This window comes from Mesorhizobium sp. B2-3-10 (genome assembly GCF_006442275.1).
GTDB lineage: Bacteria > Pseudomonadota > Alphaproteobacteria > Rhizobiales > Rhizobiaceae > Mesorhizobium > Mesorhizobium australicum.
Genome location: NZ_VFVT01000001.1, coordinates 140,246 through 166,863, shown reverse-complemented (window position 1 = coordinate 166,863; position 26,618 = coordinate 140,246). Strand labels below are relative to the sequence as shown.

28 protein-coding genes are annotated in these 26,618 nt (G+C 64.2%); 18 read left to right on the top strand and 10 right to left on the bottom strand.

Translation table 11 applies throughout. The annotated features are described in order from the left end of the window. Positions 1-38: 38 nt before the first annotated feature. From FJ943_RS00845 to FJ943_RS00820, 6 genes are all read left to right on the top strand, one after another. A complete protein-coding gene (locus FJ943_RS00845) occupies positions 39-644 on the top strand; it encodes a glutathione S-transferase family protein (RefSeq protein WP_140719285.1) in 606 nt (201 codons plus the stop codon). Continuing rightward, on the top strand, positions 641-1,222 hold the full coding sequence (gene ureE / locus FJ943_RS00840) for an urease accessory protein UreE (protein ID WP_140719283.1): 582 nt from the start codon (positions 641-643) through the stop codon (positions 1,220-1,222). Before FJ943_RS00845 ends, ureE begins: the two co-directional genes overlap by 4 nt. Continuing rightward, positions 1,215-1,886 carry an urease accessory protein UreF gene (locus tag FJ943_RS00835; RefSeq protein ID WP_140720334.1) on the top strand — a complete coding sequence of 224 codons (672 nt, stop codon included), beginning with the start codon at positions 1,215-1,217 and terminating at the stop codon, positions 1,884-1,886. Before ureE ends, FJ943_RS00835 begins: the two co-directional genes overlap by 8 nt. Next, a complete protein-coding gene (locus tag FJ943_RS00830) occupies positions 1,883-2,323 on the top strand; it encodes a DUF3995 domain-containing protein (protein ID WP_140719281.1) in 441 nt (146 codons plus the stop codon). The genes FJ943_RS00835 and FJ943_RS00830 overlap by 4 nt, the downstream gene beginning before the upstream one ends. Further along, positions 2,320-2,961: an urease accessory protein UreG gene (gene ureG, locus FJ943_RS00825; protein ID WP_015314497.1), complete on the top strand. Its 642-nt coding sequence runs from the start codon at positions 2,320-2,322 to the stop codon at positions 2,959-2,961. The genes FJ943_RS00830 and ureG overlap by 4 nt, the downstream gene beginning before the upstream one ends. An 80-nt stretch (positions 2,962-3,041) precedes the next feature. Further along, entirely contained in the window at positions 3,042-3,809 is a 768-nt protein-coding gene (locus FJ943_RS00820) for a class II aldolase and adducin N-terminal domain-containing protein (protein ID WP_015314496.1), read from the top strand. A gap of 3 nt (positions 3,810-3,812) precedes the next feature. On the opposite strand, the gene FJ943_RS00815 is transcribed toward FJ943_RS00820, so the two are convergent. After that, positions 3,813-4,445 (bottom strand): HAD family phosphatase, encoded by a 633-nt coding sequence (locus FJ943_RS00815; protein ID WP_015314495.1) that lies wholly within the window; start codon positions 4,443-4,445, stop codon positions 3,813-3,815. 242 nt (positions 4,446-4,687) lie between these two features. Here FJ943_RS00815 and FJ943_RS00810 point away from each other — a divergent pair, with 242 nt between their 5' ends. Then, positions 4,688-5,647 (top strand): sugar-binding transcriptional regulator, encoded by a 960-nt coding sequence (locus tag FJ943_RS00810; RefSeq protein ID WP_140615310.1) that lies wholly within the window; start codon positions 4,688-4,690, stop codon positions 5,645-5,647. A gap of 25 nt (positions 5,648-5,672) precedes the next feature. Here FJ943_RS00810 and FJ943_RS00805 read toward each other — a convergent pair whose 3' ends face one another. After that, positions 5,673-5,858, bottom strand: coding sequence for a hypothetical protein (locus FJ943_RS00805; RefSeq protein WP_015314493.1), 186 nt, complete (start codon positions 5,856-5,858; stop codon positions 5,673-5,675). Between the two features lie 110 nt (positions 5,859-5,968). Between FJ943_RS00805 and gcvA the strand changes: the two genes are divergently transcribed. From gcvA to FJ943_RS00760, 9 genes are all read left to right on the top strand, one after another. Continuing rightward, positions 5,969-6,874 carry a transcriptional regulator GcvA gene (gene gcvA / locus FJ943_RS00800; RefSeq protein WP_140719280.1) on the top strand — a complete coding sequence of 302 codons (906 nt, stop codon included), beginning with the start codon at positions 5,969-5,971 and terminating at the stop codon, positions 6,872-6,874. A 236-nt stretch (positions 6,875-7,110) separates the two neighbouring features. Further along, positions 7,111-8,421, top strand: coding sequence for a sugar ABC transporter substrate-binding protein (locus FJ943_RS00795; protein WP_015314491.1), 1,311 nt, complete (start codon positions 7,111-7,113; stop codon positions 8,419-8,421). A gap of 124 nt (positions 8,422-8,545) precedes the next feature. Next, on the top strand, positions 8,546-9,418 hold the full coding sequence (locus FJ943_RS00790; protein WP_015314490.1) for a sugar ABC transporter permease: 873 nt from the start codon (positions 8,546-8,548) through the stop codon (positions 9,416-9,418). Between the two features lie 11 nt (positions 9,419-9,429). Further along, on the top strand, positions 9,430-10,254 hold the full coding sequence (locus tag FJ943_RS00785) for a carbohydrate ABC transporter permease (RefSeq protein WP_015314489.1): 825 nt from the start codon (positions 9,430-9,432) through the stop codon (positions 10,252-10,254). A 50-nt stretch (positions 10,255-10,304) separates the two neighbouring features. After that, positions 10,305-11,309 (top strand): ABC transporter ATP-binding protein, encoded by a 1,005-nt coding sequence (locus FJ943_RS00780; protein ID WP_015314488.1) that lies wholly within the window; start codon positions 10,305-10,307, stop codon positions 11,307-11,309. Positions 11,310-11,347: 38 nt separating this feature from the next. Continuing rightward, complete coding sequence (locus tag FJ943_RS00775) at positions 11,348-12,118, top strand: L-iditol 2-dehydrogenase (RefSeq protein WP_140719278.1); 771 nt, start codon at positions 11,348-11,350, stop codon at positions 12,116-12,118. A gap of 164 nt (positions 12,119-12,282) precedes the next feature. Then, positions 12,283-13,761, top strand: coding sequence for a mannitol dehydrogenase family protein (locus tag FJ943_RS00770; RefSeq protein ID WP_140719276.1), 1,479 nt, complete (start codon positions 12,283-12,285; stop codon positions 13,759-13,761). 15 nt (positions 13,762-13,776) lie between these two features. Continuing rightward, a complete protein-coding gene (locus FJ943_RS00765; RefSeq protein WP_140719274.1) occupies positions 13,777-14,460 on the top strand; it encodes an HAD-IA family hydrolase in 684 nt (227 codons plus the stop codon). Next, positions 14,457-16,043, top strand: a complete 1,587-nt coding sequence (locus FJ943_RS00760; protein ID WP_140719272.1) for an FGGY-family carbohydrate kinase — start codon at positions 14,457-14,459, stop codon at positions 16,041-16,043. Before FJ943_RS00765 ends, FJ943_RS00760 begins: the two co-directional genes overlap by 4 nt. Before the next feature lie 11 nt (positions 16,044-16,054). Here the strand turns inward: FJ943_RS00760 and ugpC are convergent, their stop codons facing one another. The 6 genes from ugpC to FJ943_RS00730 all read right to left on the bottom strand — a co-directional run bounded on the left by ugpC (position 16,055) and on the right by FJ943_RS00730 (position 22,430). Continuing rightward, the gene (gene ugpC / locus FJ943_RS00755; RefSeq protein ID WP_140660184.1) at positions 16,055-17,140 is read right to left on the bottom strand and encodes a sn-glycerol-3-phosphate ABC transporter ATP-binding protein UgpC; all 1,086 of its coding nucleotides are present in this window, start codon (positions 17,138-17,140) and stop codon (positions 16,055-16,057) included. A gap of 2 nt (positions 17,141-17,142) precedes the next feature. Continuing rightward, positions 17,143-18,189: an NAD(P)-dependent alcohol dehydrogenase gene (locus tag FJ943_RS00750; protein ID WP_140719270.1), complete on the bottom strand. Its 1,047-nt coding sequence runs from the start codon at positions 18,187-18,189 to the stop codon at positions 17,143-17,145. 15 nt (positions 18,190-18,204) lie between these two features. Next, the gene (locus FJ943_RS00745; protein WP_140719268.1) at positions 18,205-19,017 is read right to left on the bottom strand and encodes a carbohydrate ABC transporter permease; all 813 of its coding nucleotides are present in this window, start codon (positions 19,015-19,017) and stop codon (positions 18,205-18,207) included. Next, on the bottom strand, positions 19,014-19,880 hold the full coding sequence (locus FJ943_RS00740; RefSeq protein ID WP_140719266.1) for a sugar ABC transporter permease: 867 nt from the start codon (positions 19,878-19,880) through the stop codon (positions 19,014-19,016). Before FJ943_RS00740 ends, FJ943_RS00745 begins: the two co-directional genes overlap by 4 nt. 118 nt (positions 19,881-19,998) lie before the next feature. Then, positions 19,999-21,270, bottom strand: coding sequence for an extracellular solute-binding protein (locus FJ943_RS00735; RefSeq protein WP_140719264.1), 1,272 nt, complete (start codon positions 21,268-21,270; stop codon positions 19,999-20,001). Between the two features lie 242 nt (positions 21,271-21,512). After that, the gene (locus tag FJ943_RS00730; protein WP_015314478.1) at positions 21,513-22,430 is read right to left on the bottom strand and encodes an AraC family transcriptional regulator; all 918 of its coding nucleotides are present in this window, start codon (positions 22,428-22,430) and stop codon (positions 21,513-21,515) included. 240 nt (positions 22,431-22,670) lie between these two features. Here FJ943_RS00730 and FJ943_RS00725 point away from each other — a divergent pair, with 240 nt between their 5' ends. Then, positions 22,671-24,074, top strand: coding sequence for an MATE family efflux transporter (locus FJ943_RS00725; protein WP_140719262.1), 1,404 nt, complete (start codon positions 22,671-22,673; stop codon positions 24,072-24,074). A gap of 174 nt (positions 24,075-24,248) precedes the next feature. Further along, entirely contained in the window at positions 24,249-25,166 is a 918-nt protein-coding gene (locus FJ943_RS00720) for an NADP-dependent oxidoreductase (protein ID WP_140719260.1), read from the top strand. Between the two features lie 147 nt (positions 25,167-25,313). Here FJ943_RS00720 and FJ943_RS00715 read toward each other — a convergent pair whose 3' ends face one another. Next, a complete protein-coding gene (locus FJ943_RS00715) occupies positions 25,314-25,961 on the bottom strand; it encodes an amino acid ABC transporter permease (RefSeq protein ID WP_140719258.1) in 648 nt (215 codons plus the stop codon). After that, positions 25,958-26,614: an amino acid ABC transporter permease gene (locus tag FJ943_RS00710; protein WP_140615284.1), complete on the bottom strand. Its 657-nt coding sequence runs from the start codon at positions 26,612-26,614 to the stop codon at positions 25,958-25,960. The genes FJ943_RS00715 and FJ943_RS00710 overlap by 4 nt, the downstream gene beginning before the upstream one ends. Positions 26,615-26,618: the final 4 nt, after the last annotated feature.

Here is a 26,618-nt window from a genome sequence, read left to right as displayed (position 1 = left end):
GGATGCACTAGGCTGCTCGGGAAAGGCAGGGTTCAACGATGTACAAGGCCGTCGGATCGCGCGGATCCCGGGTCAGTCGCGTCCTCTGGATGCTGGAGGAACTCGGCCAGCCCTATGAGTTCGTCGAGGTCAAGCTGCGCTCGCCCGAAGCCTATGCGCTCAATCCCTCGGGCAAGGTGCCGATCCTCATAGACGGTGAATTGACGGTGACGGATTCGGCGGCGATCTGCGTCTATCTCGCCGACAAGCACGCCGATAAAGGCATGGGCGCCAATCCCGGTCTCGCAGGCCGCGCCGAAATGGATTCCTGGATGCATTTTGCCCAGAGCGAGTTCGAGGCGCCGCTGTGGAACAAATTGCGCCACCGTTTCCTCCTGCCCAGGGAAGTGCGGGTCGATGTCGGTCCTGCCGCGGCCTTTGACTTCGCCGCGGAGGTCAAGGCGCTGGAGCGCCGGCTCGGCGACAAGCCGTTCGCGCTCGGCGACCGGTTTTCCGCCGTCGACGTGCTGCTCGGCGACATGGGCGGCTGGGCGCGTGCCGGCCGTTTCCCGCTCGACTCCGAGCGCGTCAATGCCTATTTCGATCGCGTTCTGGCGCGGCCGGCCCGGACCCGGGCGCAGGCAAATGGCGGAGCCATGAAATGAAACTCAACCTCAACACCGACTTCACCAAATTCCCGCGCGCCGTCTCCGTATTGCCCGCCGGCACGGCCGCAACCACCGCGCCGTCCGGCCGTGCCGTTCTCGCCCATGACGAGCGGCATCTGCGCCGCCGCGCCATCGAACTTGCCGACGGCGGCAAGGTGCTGGTCGACCTGCCCGAGCCTGTCGCCCTGAACGATGGCGACCGGCTGGTGCTGGAGGATGGCGGCCATATCGAGATCATCGCGGCGCCCGAAGAGGTCTATGACATCCGCGCCCGCGACGCCGTGCATCTCGCCGAACTCGCCTGGCATATCGGCAACCGCCATCTCGCCGCAGGCATCGAGGCGCACCGTATCCTCATCCTGCGCGACCACGTCATCAAGGCGATGCTGGAGGGGCTAGGCGCCACGGTGCGCGACGTCTCCGAGCCGTTCAAACCGGTGCGCGGCGCCTATTCCGGCGGGCATGATCACGGCCATGCGCATGCCCATGCCGAAGCGCACAGCCATAGCCACGGCGAAGCGCATTCACACAGCCATGCGCATTCGCACGACCATCACCATCACGATCATGATTGACCAGCCTTCGAACATCGCCCTGCTGCGGCTGATGGCGTGGCTGTCGCCGGCCTTTCCGGTCGGCGGCTTTGCCTACAGCCATGGCCTCGAGCGCGCGGTGCATGATGGGCTGGTGACCAATGCCGCCGGCCTAGCCGGCTGGCTGGAGACGCTGGTCGAGATGGGCTCGGGCTGGAACGATGCCGTGCTGTTCGCCGAAAGCTGGCGCCGCGCCCGTGAAGGTGGCGATCTGGCCGAGGTTGCCGCACTGGCCGAGGCACTGGCCGGCTCGCGCGAACGCCACGCCGAGACCATGCTGCAAGGCGCGGCCTTCCTCAAAGCAGCCGCCGCCTGGCCCACTGCCGTGCTGGAGCGCTTGCCGGCCGATTGCGCCTATTGCGTGGCCGTCGGAGCCGTGGCCGGCGGCAACGGCATCGCTCTTGAGGACGCGCTGTGCGCCTTCGCGCAAGCCTTCTTCTCCAACCTCGTCCAGGCCGCGATCCGGCTCGGCATGATCGGCCAGAACGAGGCGATGACGCTGCTCGCGGGTTTCGAGCCGCTGGCGCTCTCGACCGCTGCCCGCGCGTCCCGCTCGACATTGGACGACCTCGGCGGCTGCGCCTTCGTCTCCGACGTCATGGCGATGAGGCACGAAACCCAGTATTCGCGGCTGTTCCGTTCATGATCCTCCTCGCCTTCGTCCTCTCCTTCGTCCTGCTGCTGATCACGGCACTGCATGTCTATTGGGGCATAGGCGGCGTCTGGCCGGGCAGGGACGCGGCGTCCTGCGCCCACGCTGTCGTCGGCTTTCGCGGCGTCAACGAAATGCCGACGCCGTTCGCCAGTTTCGCCGTTGCCGCCTGCCTCGGCCTGGCAACGCTGTGGCCGCTGGCGCTCATCGGTTTCTTTGCCTCGCCGTTTCCCAAGCAGGGCCTCGCGGCCACCGCGATGCTGATCGGACTGGTGTTCCTGGGGCGCGGCATTGCCGGTTTCACGCCCTGGTGGCGCCGGCTGGCGCCGCAACAGCCTTTCGCTCGGCTCGATTCCAGTTTCTATTCGCCGCTCTGCCTGTTGATCGGGCTCGGCTTCGCAGTCCTTGCCATCACGGAGCTTCCGACATGACACAACCCAACGGCCCCCTTCGTATCGGCATTGGCGGCCCCGTCGGTTCCGGCAAGACGACGCTCACCGAAAAACTCTGCAAGGCGCTGCGCGACGAGTTCTCCATCGCCGTCGTCACCAACGACATCTACACCAGGGAGGACGCCATGATGCTGGCCCGGCTGCAGGCGCTGCCGGAGGACCGCATCGTCGGCGTCGAGACCGGCGGCTGCCCGCACACCGCCATCCGTGAGGATGCCTCGATCAATCTGCAGGCGATCGCCGAGCTCAACCGCAAATTTCCCGACCTCGACATCATCTTCATCGAATCCGGTGGCGACAACCTTGCCGCCACCTTCTCGCCGGACCTTGCGGATCTCACGCTGTACGTCATCTCGGTCTGCCAGGGCGAAGAAATCCCGCGCAAAGGCGGCCCGGCGATCACGCGGTCCGATTTCCTGGTCATCAACAAGAGCGATCTTGCGCCCTATGTGAACGTCAATCTCGACGTCATGGAGAGCGACGCCGGCCGCATGCGCGGCAAGCGGCCGTTCGGCTTCACCGATCTTTCGCGCGGCAAGGGCCTGCGGGAGGTAATCGATTTCATCATCGAGCACGGCGGACTGCGAACCGTTGGCGCCGCAAGCACCGCGGCATAACTGGCCTTCTGCACCAAGCGAAAGCGGTTGCGGGCACCAGCGGCGCGCGGCATTCTGGGCCAAACCGGAGGATATTTTCGATGAGCATCGCCCGCCTGCAGAAGGAAACGCTCACCAACCTGCCCTTCTACGAAGAGCGCGTCGATCTCGCCTGCGCCTTCCGCTGGACGGCGCGGCTCAACATGCATGAGGCGGTGGCCAACCATTTCTCGCTGGCGGTCAACGACGACGGCACCAGGTTCCTGATGAACCCGAACCAGGTGCATTTCTCGCGCATCAAGGCGAGCGACCTGATCGAGATCGACGCCAACGACCCCGAGACGCTTTCCGGGCCGAATGCACCCGACCCCACGGCATGGGGCCTGCACGGCGCCGTCCATCGCAACGTGCCGCACGCGCGCTGCGTCATGCACGTCCATTCGATCCACGCCACCGTGCTGGCCTCGCTTGCCGACTCGACGCTGCCGCCGATCGACCAGAATTCGGCGATGTTCTTCAACCGTCACGTCGTCGACGCCCATTATGGCGGACTGGCCTTCGAGGAAGAGGGCGAGCGCTGCTCGCAGCTTCTCGCCGACCCCAAGGTCAAGGTGATGGTGATGGGCAACCATGGCGTGCTGGTCATCGGCGACACCGTCGCCGACGCCTTCAACCGCATGTTCTATTTCGAGCGTGCCGCCGAGACCTACATCAAGGCCCTGTGGACGGGCCGGCCGCTGCGCACCCTGTCCGACGCGATCGCCGAGAAGGCGGCGAGCGAGATGGACAACTATCCCGGCCAGGCCGAACGTCATCTCGCCGAGTTGAAGGCGATCCTCGACGAGCAGGAGCCGGTGTACCGGAACTGAACGCTACAGTCCGAGCTGAGCCCGCAATTCCCCGGCGCTGTTGATGACAATGGCGCCGGGCGGTCCTTCCATCGGCTTTTCAGGCCAGAAGATCGTCTTCATTCCCGCCGCCAGGCCCGCCATGGCGCCCGGCCAGCTGTCGTCGACCGCGACGGCGTGCGCGGGATCGACGTCTGCCAGATAGGCGGCGCGAAGGAAAGGCTCCGCGTGCGGCTTGCCTTCCCGCACATCGTTGCGGCTGATCGTCTTCATGCCGGGGTAGGTCAGCCCGACCATATGCAGATTGGCGTCGACGATCATCCGATCCGAGTTTGAGACCACCGCCTGCTGCACGCCGAGCGCGCGCAACTCCTTGAAGATCTCGATGGCGCCTGGGCGCGGCTTCAGCCCCTCGACCAGCGGCAGGTAATGCTCGTATTTGTGAACGATCCATTCGTCGAAGGGCAGTTGCAGCCCGAACTCGTCGCGCATCATTTCGTAGACCGGCCAGGCGGCGACGCCGAGCACGCGTTCGTGCAGATCGGCCGGAGGCGTGAGGCCGGCATTGCGCATCGCTGCGATGAGGGCTGCCTCATGCAGCGGTTCGCTGTCGACCAGCGTCCCGTCCATGTCCCAGAAAACCGCCTTCGGTGTCATGCAGCGCTCCTTTTTTCGATCCCTTAAAGGGTTTGCGCCGCGAGATAAACCTTTGGCGGCCATTGAACATGCCTTCAGATGGAGAAACGGACCTGTGGCGCTTTCTCCGATAGGATGTCGGCGGAGAAATCACCGCTGCTTCGGCGCAAGCATTTGCTCTTGAGATTGACAATTGCGCAGGCGGTCATTCCCTGCGAAAATGATACGACCGCCTGATGATCGGCGGTTTGGGGAGGCAGGACGTGAATACCCGGCAGGATGGCGGCAGCAACAGGCTGGACGACGCGGCGCGCGCCGGCTGGCTCTATTATGTTGCCGGCAACACACAGGACCAGATCGCCGCCACGCTCGGCATATCGAGGCAGACGGCGCAGCGTCTGGTGTCGCTGGCGGTGTCGGAAGGCCTGATCAAGGTCCGCGTCGATCATCCGATCGCCAACTGCCTGGATCTCGCCGCACGGCTGAAATCGCGCTTCGCGCTCGACCTGGTCGAGGTGGTGCCGAGCGACCCCAATTCATCCTCCACCACCATCGGCATCGCCGAAGCGGCGGCCGCCGAGATCGAGCGGCGGCTGCGGTCGCCGACGCCGATCGTCATGGGCATCGGCACCGGACGGACGCTGAAGGCGGCGATCGAACAATTGCCGCCGATGGAATGCCCGCAGCACAAGGTGGTGTCCTTGACCGGCAACATCTCGCCGGACGGGTCCGCTGCCTTCTACAACGTCATCTTCACCATGGCCGACAGGGTCAAGGCGCGGTCCTTCCCGATGCCGCTGCCGGTCATCGCCTCTTCGCCGCAGGAGCGCGAGATGCTGCTCAACCAGCCGATGATCCAGCCGACACTGGTGCTTGCGGCGGAGGCCGACGTCACCTTCATCGGTATCGGCGACCTCGGCCCGAAGGCGCCGCTCTACGAGGATGGCTTCATTTCCGAAAGCGAACTGAAAGCCTTGCAGAAGGCCGGCGGCGTCGCTGAAATCGTTGGCTGGGTGTTCGACCGCGAGGGCCGCATGATCGACGGCATCACCAATGACCGGGTGTCGTCGGCGGCGCTGCCGTCGCGGGAGAAGTCGCTGGTGATCGCGCTCGCCATGGGGGAGCGCAAGCTGCCCGGCATCCTGGCGGCGGTCAACCGACGGCTGGTCAACGGGCTCATCACCGACGAGCGGACGGCGGCCGCCCTGCTAGCCAGTATCTGACGGCTTCGCGATAAAGCCAGCAAGGCTATTGGTGCCGGCCGAAAGGGTCGTTGCCATCGAGGAAACCGAGGTCGCGCTGCAGATGCGGCGACAGGTCCCTGACGTCGAGATGCGCCCTTTTTCGGGTCGCGAACCAGCCGAATCCGTCCGCAAGCCACGAAATCCAGCGATGATCGGGGGCGGGAGTGCATTTTTGCTGCGCCATGGTCATGATCGTCAACCTTCGTTATCCTGAACCCGAATGACGGGTTGAGGATGAATGTCGGCCTTGCCGGCCGCTTTTGCCAATCGAACGTCGATAACGATCCATAAGGAGGCTTTATGCCTGATCTCAGCGCGCCGCAGGTTTCGCAGCTGCCGCCGTTACAGGCGATCCGGGTGTTCGAGGCGGTGGCGCGGCATCTTTCCTTCACCAAGGCCGCCGGCGAACTCGCCATGACGCAAGCGGCGGTCAGCTATCAAATCAAGGTGCTGGAGGAGCGCGTCGGCGCTCCGCTGTTCCTGCGCCGGCCGCGGCAGATCGAACTGACCGAAGCCGGCCAGCGCCTGGCGCCGGCGGTCAGCGAGGCCTTTGCCATTCTTAGCCAGGCCTATGCCGCCGCGCGCGGCGGGGCGGACGGGTTGTTGTGCGTCACCACGGTGCTGACTTTTGCCTCGAACTGGCTGGCGCACCATCTGGGCGCATTCCAGATCGCGCATCCCTCGCTTGCCGTGCGGCTCGACACGTCGAGCCGGCTGACGGATTTCGCCCGCGAGGATGTCGACCTCGCCATTCGTTCTGGCGGCGGCAAATGGCCGGGGCTGGAAGCCCACAAGCTGCTCGATGCCGATTTCACGCCCATGCTGAGCCCGAAGCTCGCTGCGAGCATCGGCGGCATCAACGAACCGGCCGACCTGCTCAAGCTGCCGATCCTCGATCCCAGCGATATCTGGTGGACGCAATGGTTCGAGGCCGCCGGCGTGCACAGCCACGACCTTGCCAGGCGGCCCGGCAGCAGCATGGGCGCGCAGGCCTATGAAGCCAACGCGGCCATATCGGGCCATGGCGTGGCGATCCTGACCCGGGCGCTGTTCAAGGCCGAACTCGCCGACGGCCGGCTGATCCAGCCATTCGAGCTGGTCGGCGACGACGGGCACGCCTACTGGCTGGTCTACCCCGAGGCGCGCCGCAACGTGCCCAAGATCCGCGCCTTCCGCGACTGGCTGCTGGCCGAGATCGCCTGCTGACCGGCATATAAGCCGACGTCAGACCGGGGCAACAAACCACATCCCGTTCGAGAGGCTTTGGCCCCGCCGCCTGGACTCCAGACGGCGGCAATCCGAGCCCTGTCGCCGAACCTCCGTCCCATTCGCCGGTCGTGTGCTGCGCTGCAGCATCGAATCCGGCTTGACATAATTAAGACTAAGTGAGTAATTGCTCACAACCAAGGCAAATGCTCAACTTGGTTTATGGGAGGAATTTGATGAAACTTCGCACGCTCACCCTGGGCTTGTTGTCGGCCAGCACGCTTGCGTTCGCCGCACACGCCGAATCCATCACCATCGCCACCGTCAACAATGGCGATATGGTCCGCATGCAGAAGCTGACCGACGACTTCACCAAGGCTAACCCCGACATCCAGCTCAACTGGGTCACGCTCGAAGAGAACGTGCTGCGCGAGCGCGTCACCACCGACATCGCCACCAAGGGTGGCCAATATGACGTGATGACCATCGGCACCTACGAGGTTCCGATCTGGGCCAAGCAGAGCTGGCTCCTGCCGCTCGACAAGCTCGGCGACGACTATGACGCCAAGGACATCATCCCGGCCATCGCCGGCGGCCTTTCGGTCGATGGCAAGCTCTATGCCGCGCCCTTCTACGGCGAGAGCTCCTTCGTCATGTACCGCAAGGACCTGATGGAAAAGGCTGGGCTGAAAATGCCCGACGCCCCGACCTGGGATTTCATCAAGCAGGCGGCCGACAAGATGACCGACCGCGCCAATGGCGTGAACGGCGTCTGCCTGCGCGGCAAGGCCGGCTGGGGCGAGAACATGGCTTTCCTGACCGCCATGTCGAACTCCTTCGGCGCCCGCTGGTTCGACGAGAACTGGAAGCCGCAGTTCGACCAGCCGGAATGGAAGAAGACGCTGCAGTTCTATGTCGACCTGATGAAGGCCGACGGTCCCGAGGGCGCCTCGTCCAACGGCTTCAACGAGAACCTGGCGCTCTTCCAGCAGGGCAAGTGCGGCATGTGGATCGACGCCACCGTCGCCGCCTCCTTCGTCTCCGACCCGAAGAACTCCACCGTCGCCGACAAGGTCGGCTATGCCCTCGCGCCGGATAATGGCTTGGGCAAGCGCGGCAACTGGCTATGGGCGTGGTCGCTGGCCATTCCGGCCGGCACGCAGAAGGCCGACGCCGCCGAGAAGTTCGTCTCCTGGGCGACCAGCAAGCACTATGCCGAGCTCGTCGCGTCGAAGGAAGGCTGGGCAAACGTGCCTCCGGGCACGCGTTCCTCGCTCTACGCCAACCCCGAGTACCAGAAGGCGGCTCCGTTCGCCAAGATGACGCTGGACTCCATCAATGCCGCCGACCCGACGCATCCGACCGTCAAGCCGGTGCCTTATGTCGGCGTGCAGTTCGTCGCCATCCCTGAATTCCAGGGGCTTGGCACCACCGTCGGCCAGCTCTTCTCGGCGGCTCTTGCCGGCCAGTCGAGCGTCGACGATGCGCTGAAGCAGGCCCAGGACGCCTCCACCGCGGCGATGACCGAGGGCGGCTACATCAAGTAAGGCTCCTCCCGGTGCCGAACGCCGGTCACCTCCTCGACCGGCACCGGCCGCCCGAAACCCAGTTCGGGCGGCCGCCTTTCCAGAGCCTGTGAAAATTCAGCCTGATCCTTGAAGGGTGACCGTCATGGCTACTCAGCAGACCCGTTCGCTTGCCCGATTCATGATGGCGCCTTCCGTGGTGCTGCTGTTCGTCTGGATGATCGTGCCGCTGGTCATCACGATCTGGTTCTCCTTCCAGCAGTACAATCCGCTCAACCCAATGCGCGACGGGTTCGTCGGCTTATCCAACTACGCGCTGTTCTATTCCAATCCGGCCTTCCTGCAGTCGATCCTCAACACGCTTGTCCTGGTGGTCAGCGTGCTGCTGATCACGGTGATCGGCGGCATCCTGCTGGCGTTGCTCATCGATCAGCCGATGTGGGGCCAGGGGATCGTGCGCATCCTCGTCATCTCGCCGTTCTTCGTCATGCCGCCGGTGGCCGCATTGGTGTGGAAGAACATGATCATGCACCCGCAATATGGCGTGTTCGCCGACATAGCGCGCTTCTTCGGAGCACAGCCGATCGACTGGTTCGGCCAGCATCCGATGACGGCGATCATCATCATCGTCGCCTGGCAGTGGCTGCCTTTCGCGACATTGATCCTCTTGACCGCGCTGCAGTCGCTCGACGGCGAGCAGAAGGAAGCCGCCGAGATGGACGGCGCCGGCTTCATCAGCCGCTTCATCTATCTGACGCTGCCGCACATGTCGCGGGCGATCACCGTCGTCATCCTGATCCAGACGATCTTCCTGCTCTCGGTCTACGCCGAGATCCTGGTCACCACCAATGGCGGCCCTGGATACGCCTCCACCAACCTGCCCTTCCTCGTCTACCAGAAGGCGTTGCTGGAATTCAAAATCGGCCAGGCATCCGCGGGCGGTGTGATCGCCGTCATTCTCGCCAACATCGTCGCCTTCTTCGCCATGCGCGCCGTCGGCAAGAACCTGGACAAGTAAGGGAGGATACGATGGCACGCTCAGTCACCACCCAGCACAAGACAATCGCGACAATTGCCGCCTGGACCGTCGCGCTGCTGATCTTCTTTCCGATCCTCTATACGATCATCACCTCGTTCAAGTCGGAACAGGAGGCAATCCAGGGCTTCAACCTGATCCCGTCCGGGACTTTCGAGAGCTATGCCGAGGTCCAGGCGCAGAGCGGTTACTTCAAGTTCTTCCTGAACTCGGTGCTGCTTTCTGTCGGCTCGACCATCCTGGCGCTGTTGGTCGCCATTCCGGCGGCATGGTCGATGGCGTTTTCGCCGACCAAGCGGACCAAGGACATATTGATGTGGATGCTGTCCACCAAGATGATGCCGGCAGTCGCCGTGCTGTTCCCGATCTACCTGATCTTCCGCAATCTCGGCCTGCTCGACTCGCGCATCGGCCTGATGATCATGCTGATGCTGATCAACCTGCCGATCGTGGTGTGGATGCTCTACACCTACTTCCGCGAAATCCCAGGCGAAATCCTGGAAGCCTCGCGTATGGACGGCGCATCCTTGTGGGGTGAAATCTGGTACGTGCTGACGCCGATGGCGGTGCCGGGCATTGCTTCGACCATGCTGCTCAACATCATCCTGGCCTGGAACGAGGCGTTCTGGACGATCCGGCTGACCACCACGGAAGCCGCCCCACTCACCGCCTTCATCAGCTCCTTCTCCAGCCCGCAAGGCCTGTTCTGGGCCAAGCTTTCGGCCGCCTCGACCCTCGCCATCGCGCCGATCCTGATCATGGGCTGGTTCAGCCAGAAGCAGCTGGTGCGCGGCCTGACATTTGGCGCGGTGAAGTGACGGAAATTGCCTGAAGCAATCGGCGAAAAACAGCCCTCGGGGAGGAAACCATGGGAAACATCACGCTCAAGAACGTCTCCAAGTCCTTTGGTTCGACGTCCATCATCCCCGGCCTCGACCTGGTGATCGAAAACGGCGAGTTCGTCGTCTTCGTCGGCCCGTCGGGTTGCGGCAAGTCCACGCTGCTCAGGCTGATCGCTGGCCTTGAGGACACCAGCGGCGGCACCATCAACATCGATGGCCGCGACGTCACCGGCGAGGCGCCGGCCAAGCGCAAGCTTGCCATGGTGTTCCAGTCCTACGCGCTCTACCCGCATATGACGGTGGCCAAGAACATCGCTTTCCCGCTGAAGATGGCGGGCGAGGACCAGGCGACCATCGACAGGAAGGTGAAGGACGCGGCGCGCGTGCTCAACCTTACCAACTACCTCGAACGCCGCCCCGGCCAGCTCTCCGGCGGCCAGCGCCAGCGCGTCGCCATCGGCCGCGCCATTGTGCGCCAGCCCTCGGCCTTCCTGTTCGACGAACCGCTGTCCAACCTCGACGCGGCACTGCGCGGCACCATGCGGCTGGAGATCAGCGAACTGCACCATCAGCTGAAAACCACGATGATCTACGTCACCCACGATCAGGTCGAGGCGATGACCATGGCTGACAAGATCGTCGTGCTCAACGCCGGCAATATCGAGCAGGTTGGCTCGCCGATGGAACTCTACAAGACGCCGAAGAACCTGTTCGTCGCCGGCTTCATCGGCTCGCCCAAGATGAACCTGATCGAAGGCGCGCCGGCTGGCAAATACACCGCCAAGACCATCGGCATCCGGCCCGAACATATGCAGATATCGACCACGGCGGGCGACTGGAAGGCGACGGTCGGCGTGGCCGAGCATCTGGGCTCCGACACGTTCCTGCACGTTCAAGCCGACGGCGTCGGGCCGCTGACGGTGCGCGCCGACGGCGAACTGGCGGTCCGCCATGGCGACACGATCTATCTCACCCCTGACAAGGCCAAGCTGCATCGCTTCGGCGCTGACGGCAAGGCGATGGCCCAGTGAGGGTGGGCCAGTGAGGGTGGGCCAGTGAGGATGGGACAGTGAGGCTGCAAGGCAAATCGGCGCTGGTCACGGGATCGGCGCGAGGCATCGGCAGGGCTTTCGCCGAAGCCTATGTGCGCGAGGGCGCCACTGTCGCGATCGCCGATATCAACCTTGAAGCAGCGCAGAAGACGGCCGCCGCGATCGGCGACAACGCCTATGCCGTGAAACTCGACGTCACCGACCAGGCATCCATCGATGCGGCGGTGAAGGCGGTGGAGGACAAGGCGGGCGGTCTCGACATCCTGATCAACAACGCCGCTTTGTTCGACCTGGCCCCGATCATGGAGATATCTCGGGCGAGCTATGAAAAGCTTTTCTCCGTCAATGTCGCGGGCACGCTGTTCATGCTGCAGGCAGCCGCCCGGTCGATGATCGCGCGGGGCAAGGGCGGCAGGATCATCAACATGGCAAGCCAGGCCGGGCGTCGCGGCGAGCCGCTGGTCGCGGTCTATTGCGCCACCAAGGCCGCGGTCATCTCGCTGACCCAGTCGGCCGGGCTCGATCTGATCAAGCACCGCATCAACGTCAACGGCATCGCGCCCGGCGTCGTCGACAGCGACATGTGGGACGAAGTCGATGCCTTGTTCGCCAAATACGAGAACCGGCCGAAGGGCGAGAAAAAGCGGCTGGTCGGCGAAGGCGTGCCTTACGGCCGCATGGGCAAGCCGGAAGACCTCGCCGGCATGGCCGTGTTCCTCGCCAGTGACGAGGCCGAATACATCGTCGCCCAGACCTACAATGTCGATGGCGGCCAATGGATGAGTTGAAAAGAACGATTTGAGGGGGACGGCGCCTCTTTCTTTCCTCCGGAGAAGGTGCCGCGGGGGCGGGTGAGGGGCCGCATGCTGGAACACCAGGTGCGGCCCCTCATCCTCGCCCTCCCGAAGGAGGCGAAACAGTCGGGCGGCAAATCGGCCAAAGGGTAAAGCAGATGACCGTGAAACTTTCTTCCTCGAGCCTCGTCAGGCTTCCGCCCAAGGTCGCAGGTCCGAACTATGACCGCTCGGCGCTGAAAGCCGGCATCGTGCATTTTGGTGTCGGCAATTTTCACCGCTCGCACCAGGCCGTCTATCTCGACGACCTGTTCGGTCAGGGCATCGGTCATGATTGGGCGCTTGTCGGCGCCGGCGTGTTCGATGGCGAGAAGATCGGCCGCGGCAAGCTTGAAGAGCAGGATTGGCTGACCACAGTGGTCGAGCAGGACGAGGGCCATATGAGCGCCCGCGTCACCGGTGCGATGATCGATTTCCTGATGCCGGGCGATGCCGCCGCCATCATCGATCGGCTGGCCGATCCGGCGATCAGGATCGTTTCGCTGACCATCACCGAAGGCGGCTATTTCATCGACCCGGCCTCCGGCGTCTTCAACCCGACCCATCCCGACATCGTCGCCGACGCGCAGCCGGGCGCCACACCGAAGACTGTGTTCGGCATTATCTTGGCCGGGCTGGTGCGACGCCGCGAGGATGGTATCGTGCCGTTCACCGTGATGTCCTGCGACAACATTCCCCACAACGGCCATGTCACGTCGGATGGTGTTATCGGCCTTGCCCGCCTGATCGACGAGGATCTGGCGAGCTGGGTCAGCGAGACGGTCGCCTTCCCGAACGCCATGGTCGACCGCATCACGCCGGCCACCAGCGACCGCGAGCGCAAGATCCTCGCCGACGATTTTGGCATCGAGGACAACTGGCCGGTGTTCTGCGAGCCGTTCCGGCAATGGGTGCTGGAAGACCATTTCACCGATGGCCGCCCGGCGCTGGAAAAGGTCGGCGTGCAGTTCGTCAAGGACGTCGCCCCTTATGAACTGATGAAGATCCGCATCCTCAATGGCGGCCACGCCACCATCGCCTATCCGGCCGGGCTGATGGACATCCACTTCGTGCATGAAGCGATGCAGGAGCCGCTGGTGCGCGGATTCCTCGACAAGCTCGAGCACGACGAGATCATCCCGACGGTGCCGCCGGTGCCGGACACGGTGCTGGAAGACTATTACCAGCTCATCGAGAAGCGCTTCTCCAATCCCAAGATCGGCGACACGGTGCGCCGGCTCTGCCTCGACGGGTCCAATCGCCAGCCGAAATTCATCATCCCGACCATCGCCGACCGGCTGAAGGCCGGCAAAGGCGTTGCCGGACTGGCGCTGGAATCGGCCCTTTGGTGCCGCTACTGCTTCGGCACGACGGACAGCGGCGCCGTCATCGAGCCCAACGACCCGAGCTGGGACCGGCTGAAGGCAACGGCAAAGGCGGCAAAGGACGCGCCCGCCGCGTGGCTTGCGATGGACGATATCTATCGCGACGTCGGCCGCGCCGCCGCCTTCGTCGAGGCCTTCGCCCACGCGCTCAACGTGCTCTGGGCCAATGGCACGCGCGCCACGCTGACGCGCTACCTCGCCGGCAAGCTCTGAGAGCCAGCCGGCATCATGAGGCCTGAACTGGTCATCTTCGACTGCGACGGCGTGCTGGTCGATAGCGAGGCGCTCTCCGTCTCGGCGCTGCTCGGCATGATCGAACTGGCCGGCGGCAGTCTTGGCGAGGACGCTGCCTACGAGCATTTCCTCGGCAAGAGCATGAAAAGCGTGCGCGAGATCCTCAGCCGCGACTTCGGCCTGGAGATCACCGACCAGCATCTCACCGCCATGCGCGTCGACCTCATGCGAAAGTTCCGCGAGGAGCTGATGCCGATCCCCGGCGTCAAGGAGATGCTGCCGAAGCTCGGCCTGCCGTACTGCGTCGCCTCTTCCGGCACGCTGGAACGCATTCGTTACGCGCTCGACATCACCGGTCTGCTGACGCTGATGGAGCCGCATCTGTTCAGCGCGGCCATGGTTGCCAAGGGAAAGCCGGCGCCCGACCTTTTCCTCCACGCCGCCGCCACCATGCGAGCCCATCCGCGCAGGTGTCTCGTCATCGAGGACAGCCCGGCTGGTGTCGCCGCCGCACGCGCGGCAGGCATGCGCGTCCTTGCCTTTACCGGCGGCGCGCACGCTGGCAATCCGGCATTGAAAGCGCGGCTTGCGTCGACCGAACCGGACTTTATATTCGCTGACATGCTGCAATTGCCCGATCTGATTGCAGGCCTGGGAGCGAGAGTTAGAGCATCTTGACGAAACAGTTTGTCTGCGCGGTCGATGTCGGCACCGGGAGCGCTCGCGCGGGCATTCTCGACGCCAGTGGCACCTTGCTCGGCCGTGCCGAGCGGCCGATCGCCATGAACCAGCCGAAGCCGGATCATGCCGAGCATGATTCGCGCGATATCTGGTCCGCCGTCTGCACCGCCGTGCGTGCCGCGCGGGAAAAGGCCGGCGTCGCCGCCGGGGATATTGCCGGTATTTCCTTCGATGCCACCTGTTCTCTGGTCGTGCGGGACAGGCAAGGCGGCCAGCTCAGTGTGTCGACCACCGGCGACAAGCGCTGGGACACCATTGTCTGGCTCGATCACCGCGCCATCGCCGAAGCCGACGAATGCACGGCGAGCGCCCACGAGGTGCTGAATTATATAGGCGGCGTCATGTCGCCCGAGATGGCGACGCCGAAGCTGATGTGGCTGAAGCGAAATCTACCGAAGACATGGAATGAAGCCGGCTATCTGTTCGACCTGGCCGATTTCCTGACCTGGCAGGCAACGGGCTCGCTGGCCCGCTCGCAATGCACGCTGACAGCGAAGTGGACTTATCTGGCGCACCAGGACAGCGCATGGCAGCGCGATTTCTTTGAACTTGTCGGCCTCGACGATCTTTTTGACCATGGCAATCTGCCCGAAAAGGCAAGCCCGGTCGGCGCCGATATCGGTCCGTTGACGGCGCAGGCAGCGGCGGAACTCGGCTTGACCGAAAACTGCCGCGTCGGCGCAGGCGTCATCGATGCCTATGCCGGGGCGCTTGGCGTGCTCGGCGGTTTTGCCGGCGACGACCAGAATATCGGCCGCCATCTGGCGCTGATCGCCGGCACGTCCTCCTGCGTCATGGCGATGTCGCCCGACCCGCAGCCTTTCGCCGGCGTCTGGGGCCCTTACTACGGCGCCGCGCTGCCGAAGCTGTGGCTATCGGAAGGCGGCCAGTCGGCGACCGGGGCGCTGCTCGACCACATCATCCGCTGGCACGGCGCCGGCGGCGAGCCGAACGCGGCCATGCATGCCAGGATTGCCGGGCGCGTCGCCGAACTGCGCGCCGCCGAGGGCGAGAACCTTGCCGCGCGGCTGCATGTGCTGCCGGATTTCCACGGCAACCGCTCGCCGCTGGCCGACCCGCACGCCGTCGGCGTCGTCAGCGGTTTGACGCTGGATTCGTCGTTCGACAGCCTGTGCAAGCTCTACTGGCGCACCGCCGTCGGCATCGCGCTCGGCGTGCGCCATGTGCTGGAGGCGCTGAATGAGAACGGCTACCTGATCGACACGCTGCACGTCACCGGCGGCCACACCAAGAACCCGCTCTTGATGGAGCTCTATGCCGACGCCACCGGCTGTACGGTGGTCGAGCCGCTGGCCGACGAGGCGGTTCTGCTCGGCACCGGCATGGTGGCGGCGACCGCTGCCGGGCTGTTCCCCGATCTCAACGCCGCCTGCCTTGCCATGCAGCAGGGCGGCAAGGCACGCGCCGCCAACCCGGCGGCTGGCGCCCGCTTCGATCGCGACTACCGCATTTTCCTGGAGATGCACCGGCAGCGGCAGGTGCTCGACGCCATCCGGTAGGTCTCAGCGCTCTATTGCTTGCGCAGGGACGCGCCCGATGTCGCGTCGAACAGGTGGATCGCTTCCTCCTCGAACGTATAGCGGACGGGCGCATGCAGCACCGGGCATTCGCGTGCCGGAACCAGTGCGCTGATCTCCTTGCCGCCGGAGCCGAAGGTCACCAGCGCGTCATTGCCATGGAATTCGATGAGATCGGCAGTGCCTTGCAATATGCCGGCGGCGCCGGCGCCGGCCGTCTTCAGGTCCGGCGGGCGGATGCCCAGCACGGCGCGATCGCCCGGCTGGAGATGAAAACCCGCCCCGTCTATCGAAAGCACCGTTCCGGCGCCGGTCAGCGTCCAGCCGTTGCCGGCGCGGGCGACCGTCACATCGGCAAAATTCATGTTCGGCGTGCCGATGAAGCCGGCCACGAAAATATTGCCCGGCCGCCGGTAGATTTCCGCTGGCGAGCCGATCTGCTCGATGACGCCGTCCTTGAGCAGCACGATGCGGTCGGCAAGCGTCATCGCCTCCAGCTGGTCGTGGGTGACATAGACGGTGGTGGTCTTCAGCGACTGGTGCAGCCGCGCGATCTCGACGCGCATGTGGTTGCGCAATTTGGCGTCGAGATTGGACAAGGGCTCGTCGAACAGGAACACCTTGGGCGTCTTGATCATGGCCCGGGCGATCGCCACGCGCTGCTGCTGGCCGCCGGAAAGTTCGGCCGGTTTGCGGCCGAGATAGGGGTCGAGCCCCAGCGTCCCCGACACCGCTTCGACCCGCTTGCGGATCTCGGCCGCCGGCACCTTCTGGCGCCGCAGCCCGAAGGCGATGTTGTCGAAGATCGTCATGTGCGGATAGAGCGCGTAGTTCTGGAACACCATGGCGATGCCGCGATCCCCCGGATCGAGGTCGTTGACCACCTTGCCGCCGATCGAGACCTCGCCGCCGCTGATGTCCTCCAGACCCGCCAGCATCCTAAGCAAGGTCGACTTGCCGCAGCCGGACGGGCCTAGGAACACGACGAATTCGTGCTCTTCAATGCTGAGGTTGAGATCGCGGATGACCGTGGTGGCGCCGTAGGCCTTGTCGACGTGGGAGCAAACGATCGCGGACATGGTCAGCCCTTTTCGCCTGTAAGCAGGATCTGCAGCTTCACGTCCTGCGGGTTGCCTTCGGCGGCCCGTTCGAACGCCTTGATGCTGTCGGCGAAATCATAGGTGCCGGTGATCAGCGGCTTGAGGTCGACCTTGCCGGAGGCGATGAGCTGCAGGGCGCGGTCGAAAATGTTGGCATAGCGGAACACCGTCTCGATGCGCACTTCCTTCGAGATCGCCGCCGGTACGTTGAGGGCCACCGGCTCCACCGGCAGCCCGACCAGCACCACCGCGCCACCTGGCCGCACGACATCGAACAGGTCGGCGAAGGCCTTGGGGCTCCCGCTCGCCTCGAAGACGATGTCGGCGCCCCAATTGTCGGTCGCCGCCGCGACGGCGTCGACAAGCGACTGCTCGCCGATATTGACCGGCACGATGCCGGCATATTGCGCTGCGATCGTCAGCTTGGGCGCGGAAAAGTCGGAAATCAGCACTTTCGAACAGCCGCCGGCAAGGGCGGCAAGCGCGATCATGATGCCGATCGGGCCGCAGCCGACGACGACGGCGACATCGCCCGGAATGATGCGGGCACGGCTTGCCGCCTGCATGCCGATGGCGAAGGGCTCGACCATGGCGCCCTCGGCGAAGGAGACATTGTCGGGCAGCCTGTAGGTGAAAGCCGCCGGGTGCACGGCATAGGGAGCAAGGATGCCATGCACCGGCGGGGTCGCCCAGAAAGTGACGTCCGGGTCGACATTGTAGATGCCGAGTTTTGTCGCGCGCGACGACAGGTTCGGCACGCCGGGCTCCATGCAGACGCGGTCGCCGACTTTCAAACTCCTGACATTAGCGCCGACCTCGACGATTGTGCCGGCGGCCTCGTGGCCGAGCACCATCGGCGCCCGCACGACATAGCTGCCGATGGCGCCATGGGTGTAATAGTGCACGTCGCTGCCGCAGACGCCGACCGTGTGGATGGCGATCCTGACGTCGTCGGGTCCGACATCGAGCGGCAACGCGATCTCGCGCAGCGACAGTTCGCCTTTTTTTTCAAGTACCAAAGCCCGCATCGGGTCGTCCTCACTTCAAGTCTTTTTTTGCCGGAAAACGGAATTCAGGAAACCGCTGAGCACGCCGAGGAAAAGCAGCGGCGGCAGCGACAGGAGCACGACCGAGGCGTTCAAAATCCCCCACGGCACATTCATGCCTTGCTGGGAGAGTTCGGAGGCGACGATCGGCAAGGTCTTGGCATTGGAACTCGACAGCATCAGCGCGATCAGGAACTCGTTCCAGACCAGCACGAAGCTGAAGGCAATCGCGCCGATCAGCGAACGGGCAGCCACGGGCAGCGCGATCCGCCAGAACACCGCGTAAGCGCCGTACCCGTCAACGAAGGCGGCTTCCTCGATTTCCTTCGGCACGGCCTGGAAGGCTGGAATGGCCAGCCACATAATCACCGAGATGGTGAGCAGGGAGTAGGTGACGATCAAAGCCGGCAAAGTGTCGTAGAGGCCGAGCTGCAGCCAGATCACCATCAGCGGGATCGCCACCGCCACCGGCGGCAGGAAACGCAGCGACAGCACGAAGAACTGGATATCGCCGGCCCAGCGGTTGGGATAGCGCGCCACCGCGTAGGCCGCGGGCAGGCCAAGCACGACGCCGATCAGCACGGCCGTGCCGCAGGCGACGACCGAATTGTAGAGGCCCGTGATGACGCTGTCGCGGCCAAGGATATAGCTGATATTGGCTAGCGTCGGCGTGAACACCAGGCGCGGAACGCGGGTGATGATGTCGACGCTGTTCTTCAGCGAATTGAGCGCCGTCCACAGCAGCGGGAACACGGCCAGAAATCCGGCGAAGGCCAGGACGGCCTTGGCGATCATGCGGCCGGGCCTCATGCCTGCACCCGCTTCCACAGCATGGTGAAGGTGATGACGGTGGCGATCATCATCAGCACGGCCATCGCCGAGGCGTAGGAGACCTTGCCGGACTCGATGAAGCCTTGCGAGAAGGCGTACATGTCGAGCGTTTCGGTTGCCACGCCGGGGCCGCCGCGGGTCATCACATAGATCAGGTCGAAGGAGCGCAGCGACTCGATCATCTTGACGAACATCAGGCTGATCAGCGGCGCCTTCAGCATCGGCAAGGTGACGTAGGCGTGGATCTGCCAGCGCCGGGCGTGGTCGAGTCGGGCCGCCTCGATCGGCTGCGGCGGCAACGTCTCCAGCAGCTTCAGCACGATGACGGCGAAGAATAGGCCCCACTGCCAGACATCGACCGAGGCCACGGCGAACAGCGCCGTCGAAGGCTTGGACAGCGGATCGAAGATCAGCCCGCCGGTGAGCAGCCGGTAGGGGTAGGTGGCGATGCCGTAGAGCGGATGGTAGGCGAACTTCCAGACGAAGGCGGCCGAGACGCGCGGCAGCAGCACCGGGATGATGAACAGCAGGCAGTAGAGATTGCGCAGGCGCGGTGACGCGACCTCGAACATCAAGACGCCCAGCCCAATGGCCACGGCCATGGTCGCCACGACGGTGACGATCTCCCATTTCACCGACACCCAGACGGCGTTGAGGAAGCGGCGGTCGGAGAATAGATCCAAAAAGTTCGAGAACCAGACCCAGGAATAGGCCGTCGAGCTCAGCTCGCGGTTCTGCAGGGCGATGATGATCGCGTAGAGCGTCGGCACCATCGACAGGATCAGCAGAATGACCAACGTCGGCACGACAAAGGTGACCGGCAGGGATGAACGTCGAGGCATTGGTCTCAGGCCTTGCTGTGTCTCTGATATCTGGACATGACGGGCAGGCCCTCCTGCGACGCACAGGTTCCGGCGGTCCCGAGACTGCCGCGAACCGCGCGCCGCAAGAGGGAGGGACCTACTTCTTCACCAGCTCATTGGCATAGGCCTCGAGCTCGTTGAGGCTGCCCTTGACGTCGGTGCGCGTGCCGGCGATCAATTCCTCGAGGATGATGCCCCAGCGGTCGCCGAGATCCGGCCAGCGTGGATCCTGCCAGAAGTTCACCGCCGTCACCTTGCCTGTTTCGGCAAGCGCCTGGCCGAGATCGGCGCCGTAGATATCGGCGAACTCCTTGCTGGACAGGATGCTGGTGCGGTTCAGCTCACCGAACTGGTGGGCGTCGAGCCGGCGCTTCTCGTTTTCCTTCGACGTTGCCCAGGCGATGAACAGGCCGGCGCATTTCTTCGAAGCGTCGTCGGCATTGGCCTTCGCCGCGATGGCGAGGCCATGGCCGTAACCGCCGCCGGGAAGTGGCGAGGGCGGCGGCAGGAAGCCGATCTTGCCGACCACTTGCGAGGTTTTCGGATCGACCGCCATGCCCGAAAGCGGCGTCGATTCGACGAGGATCGCGACCTGGCCCGACAGGAAGGCGCCGGTCGATTCGTCCCAGCTGCCGGTCTGCGTGCCGGGAGCCGAATCCTTGAACAGCTTCAGATAGGTCTCGGTCGCCTTGACCGCGGCCTCGGAATTGAAGGCCGGCTTGTCGCCGTCGAACCACTTGCCGCCATAGGCCTTGAAGAACGGCATCCAGCGCCAGACATTTGCGCCCGACCCGCGTGCGCCGCGCAGCGCGATGCCATACATGCCCTTGTCCGCATTGGTCAGCTTCGGCACGTCGGCGATCAGCTCGTCCAGCGTCTTGGGCGGCTGGATGCCGGCGGCCTCCAGCACGTCCTTGCGGTAGACCATCAGGTCGCCCCCGCCGGTCAGCGGCGCGAACCAGACCTTGCCGTCATAGGTGGCGACCTTCTGGCGGCCTGGGTCGAAGTCGGCATAGTCGTAGTCAGCCGGATAAAAATCGGTCAGCGGCACGATCCACTTCGACGAGGCGAAAAGCGCCACATTTGCTTCATCGACATAGTAGACGTTGTAGTTGCCGACTGTGGACGCGTCCGCGCGCGACTTGGCGCGGCGATCGTTCTCGTTGAGATAATCGATCTTGAAGCTCGCGCCGGAGAGCTTCTCGAACTCGGCCTTTGAGTCCTCCAGAAGCGTCAGGCCGTCGCGTGGCTGCGCCAGCACCTTGACCGGTGCCGAGCAGACCGGCGCCTGCGCCAGGGCTAGGGTTGAAACGGTAGCGGAAAGCACGAAAGCTGCGCCAAGGCTGGCAGCGAGCCGAACTGGTTTCATGATCTTTTTCTCCTCCAGGAATACGTCGCAGGAAACGCAGGTCATCGGGTTGCGCGATCCTCACCATCGCCCGGACGACATGCCACCCGTCGCCAAAATGCGCAGTTGCGATGGGCCAAGCTAGAAGCCCCGTTGCAGCAGACCTGTACTTTTATGCATTGTGCAGCGCAAAAAACGGCACCCACATAGGGGACGCGTCACACGAGTATCGATCTGGTCCAAAAGGGTGATTCAGGATGCGCTTATGCACGCATCGCCAGACGCTGCCGCGACAGCTTGCGATAGGATGACGGCGTCATCTTGTGCTTGCGCAGGAAGGCGCGGTTGAAGTTGGAGATGTTCATGTAGCCGACCTGGAAACAGATGTCGGTGATCGGCACATCGGTATCAGCCAGGAGCTTGCACGCCTGCCACAGCCTGAGCTTGGCAAGATGGTCGCTGAAGGAATTGCCGGTGTTCTTCTGGAAGAACCGCGAGAAGGTGCTTTCGCTCATGCCGGCCAGCTCGGCCACGTCAGGCAGCTTCAGATCCTCCGCGAAATGCTGGAACAGATAGGTCAGCGTGCGCTGGATGATGTCGAGCGAGGCGGCATCGAGAACCGGCTGGAAGTTCGGTGATGACAACAGCTCATACTCATCGGTCCGGGCCAGCAGGTCGACCAGTTCGAGGAACAGGCAGAACCGGGCCAGCCCATGCACCGTACCCATCCGCTCCATCAGCGCGGCGCCTTCAAGCGCGGTCCCGCCGTGGAAGACCATGCCGCGCAGCGACCGTTCCAGGAACGGCTCCAGTTCGCGCAATTCCGGCAGCATGTCAGCCGATCCTCGCAGCCGCTCGGCATCGAATTGCAGCACGATGTCGCGACCCTCGATCAACTCGCCGGGCTGCACCGCGGTGACCCAGTCATGCGGCAGGCCACCACCGACGATGGTGAGGTAGCCCGGCCCGAACTCGCCAATATGGTCGCCGACCAGGACCACGCCGGAGGATTTCCGCAGCAGGTGGATCTCGTATTCCGGATGGAAGTTCCAGACGTTGCGCTCCCAGGGATAGTCGTCCAGCCGCCACAGGAAACTGTCGCTCGCCTCGGTGACGATATGCTCGAAGGAAGGCGCCGTGCGCGGGATCGCCGCCGTGTTCTTTCTGCGTCTGAACGCCATCCTGCTTCCCATATTCGCCCGCCGCCGACGTTTTAATCCGGAGCAGCCCGGGCCGGCAAGGGAACGAGGCGACGCCTCCCGGCAATGGCGCTGGCTCAATCTGTTCTCGCGCCCCTCCCTTGCCTTCATGTCGCATTTCGTTCAAGAGACGGCGCAAACGCGCGAAACCGAAGGTTTTGCCGTTTGCAATGCGGCTTCCGGCTCTTTGCCGACGCGCCGCAACCTTGAAAGAGCAGGACAATGTCCGCGATCGAAGCCGGCGCTCGCGCGCCGGAAAATCTTTGGCGTCAGGAAATCAGGGCGACGCTGGCGCTGGCCTGGCCGATGGTGCTGACCAATCTCGGCCAGACGGCGATGACCGCCACCGACGTCATGATGATGGGCCGCCTCGGCGCGGACACGCTGGCCAGCGGCGCGCTCGGCGCCAACCTGTATTTCATGCCGCTGATCTTCGGACTCGGCCTGATGCTGGCGACTTCGCCGATGATCGCGACCGAGCTTGGCCGCCGCCGCTATTCCGTACGTGACCTGCGCCGCACCGTGCGCCAGGGCCTGTGGCTGGCGATCCTGATCTCGGTCCCGATCTGGCTCGTGCTGTGGCACGGCGAGGCCATCCTGCTGGCCATGGGCCAGGAGCCGGCGCTGGCGCGTCAGGCCGGCATTTACCTGCGCTGGCTGGAGTGGGCGGTGCTGCCCTTCTACGGCTACATCGTGCTGCGTTCGTTCATCTCGGCGCTGGAGCGGCCGGGCTGGGCGCTGGTCATCGTCTTCGTCGCCGTGGCCTTCAACGTGTTCGCCAACTGGGTGTTCATGTTCGGCAATCTCGGTGTTCCGGCCATGGGCATCGCCGGCTCGGGCCTTGCGACCTCGCTGTCCTCAACGCTGATGTTCGCCGGCATGGCTGTCGTGGTGATGCGGGAGAAAAAATTTCGGCGCTATCACCTGTTCGGCCGCTTCTGGCGATCCGACTGGCCGCGCTTCAAGGGCCTGCTGCGGCTCGGCCTGCCGATCGCCGGCATCCTCGCCTTCGAGGTGACGATCTTCAATGCCGCCGCCCTGCTGATGGGCCTGATCGACGCGGATTCGCTGGCCGCGCACGCCATCGCCATCCAGATCGCCTCGATTTCCTTCATGGTGCCGCTCGGCCTCAACCAGGCGGTGACGGTGCGGGTCGGGCTTGCCCATGGCGCCGGCAATCCCGAAGGTGTGTCGCGTGCCGGCTGGACCGCCTTCGTCATCGGCGTTTCTTTCATGGCGCTGATGGGGCTGGTGATGGTGCTTTGGCCGCATCTCCTGATCAGCGCCTTCATCGACCTTGGCAATCCCGCCAATGCCAGGGTGATCGCGCTAGCCGTTTCGTTCCTGGTTTTCGCCGCCCTGTTCCAGGTCTTCGACGGCGCGCAGGCGGTTGCCGCCGGCATGCTGCGCGGCCTGCACGACACCAAGGTCCCGATGATCTACGCCGCGATCGGCTATTGGGGTGTCGGCCTGCCGCTCGGCGTGCTGCTCGCCTTCCATTTCGGCTTCCACGGCGTCGGCATCTGGATCGGCCTGTCTTCGGGGCTGGCCGTGGTGGCAGCGCTGCTTCTGGCCCGCTGGCTGCGCCGCGACCGCATCGTGCCGTCAGGCGCGTTCGGACATTGAACCCGATGGCCGGTTGCCAGCCTTCCGGCATGTCCTAACATTGCCGCCCATTAAAACGACGCCTTCAGATCGGACCACGGACGCCCGCTAAGAGAAGGCCCTGGCATAAGATATTGAACGGTTCCCAAGCGGCAAACGTTTCCACCAAGAGACAAATGACCGAGGAGAATTATCATGAAGGCAATTGTGGTGACGGACCAGGCTGCGGGAACGGCCGGGATGAAGCTGGTGGAGCGGCCTGAGCCGCAGCCAGCGATAAACGATGTCGTCGTTCAGGTTCATGCTTCGGGATTCGTCCCGACCGAGCTGGCATGGCCCTCGACCTGGACCGACCGCCGCGGCCTTGACCGAACACCGTCGATCCTTGGGCACGAGCTGGCCGGAATTGTCGTCGCACTCGGCTACGGCACAACGGGACTGTCGGTAGGGCAGAGAGTATTCGGCTTCGCCGACTGGCATCGCGACGGCACGCTCGCGGAGTATGTAGCCACGGAAGCACGCAACCTCGCGCCGCTGCCGGGCGACGTCGACTTCACGGTGGGCGCAAGCCTGCCGATCTCGGGTCTCACCGCGTGGCAGGGACTTTTCCAGCATGGCCGCCTTCAGGCGGGGCAGAGCGTCCTCGCGCACGGTGCGGCCGGCGCGGTCGGGTCGATGGTGACGCAACTTGCACGAGAGGCGGGCGCCTACGTCATCGGCACCGGACGCGCCGCCGACCGTCAGACGGTGCTCGACTTTGGCGCGAATGAGTTCGTCGACCTCGAGAACGACGCCCTCGAAGACGTGGGCGAAGTCGCTCTCGTGTTCGATGTGATCGGCGGGGAAATCGGGAAGCGGTCCGCCGGCCTGATTCGAGCCGGAGGAACACTGGTGTCCGTCGTCGGATCGACAGAGGCGCGGCCTGCCGACGGCCTGGCGGTCGACTTCGTTGTCGAGTCCGATCGTGCCCAACTGAGCGAGATCGTCCAGCGGGTGCGGGACGGACGACTGCGGACGAACATCGGCAACGTTTCGACCCTCAACGATGCCGTCGCCGCCTTCAACCCTACCGGGCGACGCACTGGGAAGACGATCATCCGCGTTCGTCCGTGAGGATTTGGAAATGGCGAGGGGCAAGGGTCCTCGTCGGTCGAAAGCTGAGCATCCAGCAGATCAAATGACCTTCAAGAGGCGTTCGAACGCTAGGCACCGGGAGTTTGCGGCCGCCGTCGATGTTGGCCAGCGCAACATGCTCTCGGCTCATCGAGCCGCCGCTCGTTGTTCGAGGCGTCGCGCATACTGCGTCAGCGGAAAGCATAGGGCGAAGAAGATCAGCGCCACCAGCCCATAGACCTTGAACGGTTCGAAGGTGGCGTTGTTGATGGCGTTGGAGGTCCGCACCAGCTCCTCGAAGCCGATGATCGAGGTCAGCGCGGTCGACTTGATCAGCTGCACCAGGAAACCGACCGTCGGCGCGCGGGTGATCGCGAACGCCTGCGGCAGAATGATCAGCCTGAGCTCCTGCAGATAGTGCAGGCCGAGGCTGGCGCCGGCATCCCATTGGCCCAATGGCAGCGCGTCGACGCCAGAGCGCCAGATTTCGGCCAGATAGGCGCTGGCGAAGAAGGTGAGGCCGAGCACCGCCGCCGTCCACGGCTCGATGCGCAGGCCAAGCATCGGCAGGCCGAAGAACATGAGGAACAGCTGCATCAAGAGCGGCGTCCCCTGAAACAAGGCGATGTAACCGGAGGCAACGCGTCGGCTCCATTTATTCTTGGCGATCCTCAGGAACAGCACCGCCATTCCGACCAGCGCGCCGCCGACGAAGGCGGCCAGCGACAAAAGCACCGTCCAGCGCGCGGCAAGCAGAAGGTTGCGCACGATGTCCCAGAGGGTGAATTCGATCATGACACGCCAGCTCCGAGCGCGCGGCGGCCGCCTGCAACCAGCAGCCGCCGCAAGGCCATCGACATCAAGAGATAGACCAGCGTGACGACGAAATACGTCTCGAAAGAACGGAAAGTGCGCGCCTGCAGCATGTCGGCCTCATAGGTGAGCTCGCGCACCGCGATCTGCGACACCACGGCTGATTCCAGCATCATGATGACGATCTGGCTGGTCAGCGCGGGATAGATGATCTTGAGCGCCTGCGGCAGCACGATCTTGATGAACACCTGGCGCGGCCTCAGCCCAAGCGCCAGGGCCGCTTCCGTCTGCCCGTGCGGCACCGCGTCAAGGCCGGCGCCGACGATCTCGATCGTGTAGGCGGCCATGTTGAGCGTCATCGCCAGCATGGCGGCCAGGATCGGATCGAGCCTGATGCCGAGGCTAGGCAGGCCGAAGAAGATGAAGAACAGCTGCACCAGGAACGGCGTGTTGCGCATCACCTCGACATACCAGCCGATGGCCCGGCGCAGCAGCGCGGGGCCGCTTCGCCGCCCGGCGGCACCGAGGATGCTGAGCAGCGTGCCCGCAAGCGTGGTGACCGCGATCAAAAGGATCGTCGTCGCCGCGCCGTGCGCGATGTCGCCCACGGCACCTGGAAGCCAGCCGAAGGCCACGGCA

Coding starts and splice junctions, on each gene's coding strand:
- FJ943_RS00845 (WP_140719285.1), top strand. CDS start 39: ATGTACAAGGCCGTCGGATCGCGCGGATCCCGGGTCAGTCGCGTCCTC.
- ureE (WP_140719283.1), top strand. CDS start 641: ATGAAACTCAACCTCAACACCGACTTCACCAAATTCCCGCGCGCCGTC.
- FJ943_RS00835 (WP_140720334.1), top strand. CDS start 1,215: ATGATTGACCAGCCTTCGAACATCGCCCTGCTGCGGCTGATGGCGTGG.
- FJ943_RS00830 (WP_140719281.1), top strand. CDS start 1,883: ATGATCCTCCTCGCCTTCGTCCTCTCCTTCGTCCTGCTGCTGATCACG.
- ureG (WP_015314497.1), top strand. CDS start 2,320: ATGACACAACCCAACGGCCCCCTTCGTATCGGCATTGGCGGCCCCGTC.
- FJ943_RS00820 (WP_015314496.1), top strand. CDS start 3,042: ATGAGCATCGCCCGCCTGCAGAAGGAAACGCTCACCAACCTGCCCTTC.
- FJ943_RS00815 (WP_015314495.1), bottom strand. CDS start 4,445: ATGACACCGAAGGCGGTTTTCTGGGACATGGACGGGACGCTGGTCGAC.
- FJ943_RS00805 (WP_015314493.1), bottom strand. CDS start 5,858: ATGACCATGGCGCAGCAAAAATGCACTCCCGCCCCCGATCATCGCTGG.
- gcvA (WP_140719280.1), top strand. CDS start 5,969: ATGCCTGATCTCAGCGCGCCGCAGGTTTCGCAGCTGCCGCCGTTACAG.
- FJ943_RS00795 (WP_015314491.1), top strand. CDS start 7,111: ATGAAACTTCGCACGCTCACCCTGGGCTTGTTGTCGGCCAGCACGCTT.
- FJ943_RS00790 (WP_015314490.1), top strand. CDS start 8,546: ATGGCTACTCAGCAGACCCGTTCGCTTGCCCGATTCATGATGGCGCCT.
- FJ943_RS00785 (WP_015314489.1), top strand. CDS start 9,430: ATGGCACGCTCAGTCACCACCCAGCACAAGACAATCGCGACAATTGCC.
- FJ943_RS00780 (WP_015314488.1), top strand. CDS start 10,305: ATGGGAAACATCACGCTCAAGAACGTCTCCAAGTCCTTTGGTTCGACG.
- FJ943_RS00770 (WP_140719276.1), top strand. CDS start 12,283: ATGACCGTGAAACTTTCTTCCTCGAGCCTCGTCAGGCTTCCGCCCAAG.
- FJ943_RS00765 (WP_140719274.1), top strand. CDS start 13,777: ATGAGGCCTGAACTGGTCATCTTCGACTGCGACGGCGTGCTGGTCGAT.
- ugpC (WP_140660184.1), bottom strand. CDS start 17,140: ATGTCCGCGATCGTTTGCTCCCACGTCGACAAGGCCTACGGCGCCACC.
- FJ943_RS00750 (WP_140719270.1), bottom strand. CDS start 18,189: ATGCGGGCTTTGGTACTTGAAAAAAAAGGCGAACTGTCGCTGCGCGAG.
- FJ943_RS00745 (WP_140719268.1), bottom strand. CDS start 19,017: ATGAGGCCCGGCCGCATGATCGCCAAGGCCGTCCTGGCCTTCGCCGGA.
- FJ943_RS00740 (WP_140719266.1), bottom strand. CDS start 19,880: ATGCCTCGACGTTCATCCCTGCCGGTCACCTTTGTCGTGCCGACGTTG.
- FJ943_RS00735 (WP_140719264.1), bottom strand. CDS start 21,270: ATGAAACCAGTTCGGCTCGCTGCCAGCCTTGGCGCAGCTTTCGTGCTT.
- FJ943_RS00730 (WP_015314478.1), bottom strand. CDS start 22,430: ATGGCGTTCAGACGCAGAAAGAACACGGCGGCGATCCCGCGCACGGCG.
- FJ943_RS00725 (WP_140719262.1), top strand. CDS start 22,671: ATGTCCGCGATCGAAGCCGGCGCTCGCGCGCCGGAAAATCTTTGGCGT.
- FJ943_RS00720 (WP_140719260.1), top strand. CDS start 24,249: ATGAAGGCAATTGTGGTGACGGACCAGGCTGCGGGAACGGCCGGGATG.
- FJ943_RS00715 (WP_140719258.1), bottom strand. CDS start 25,961: ATGATCGAATTCACCCTCTGGGACATCGTGCGCAACCTTCTGCTTGCC.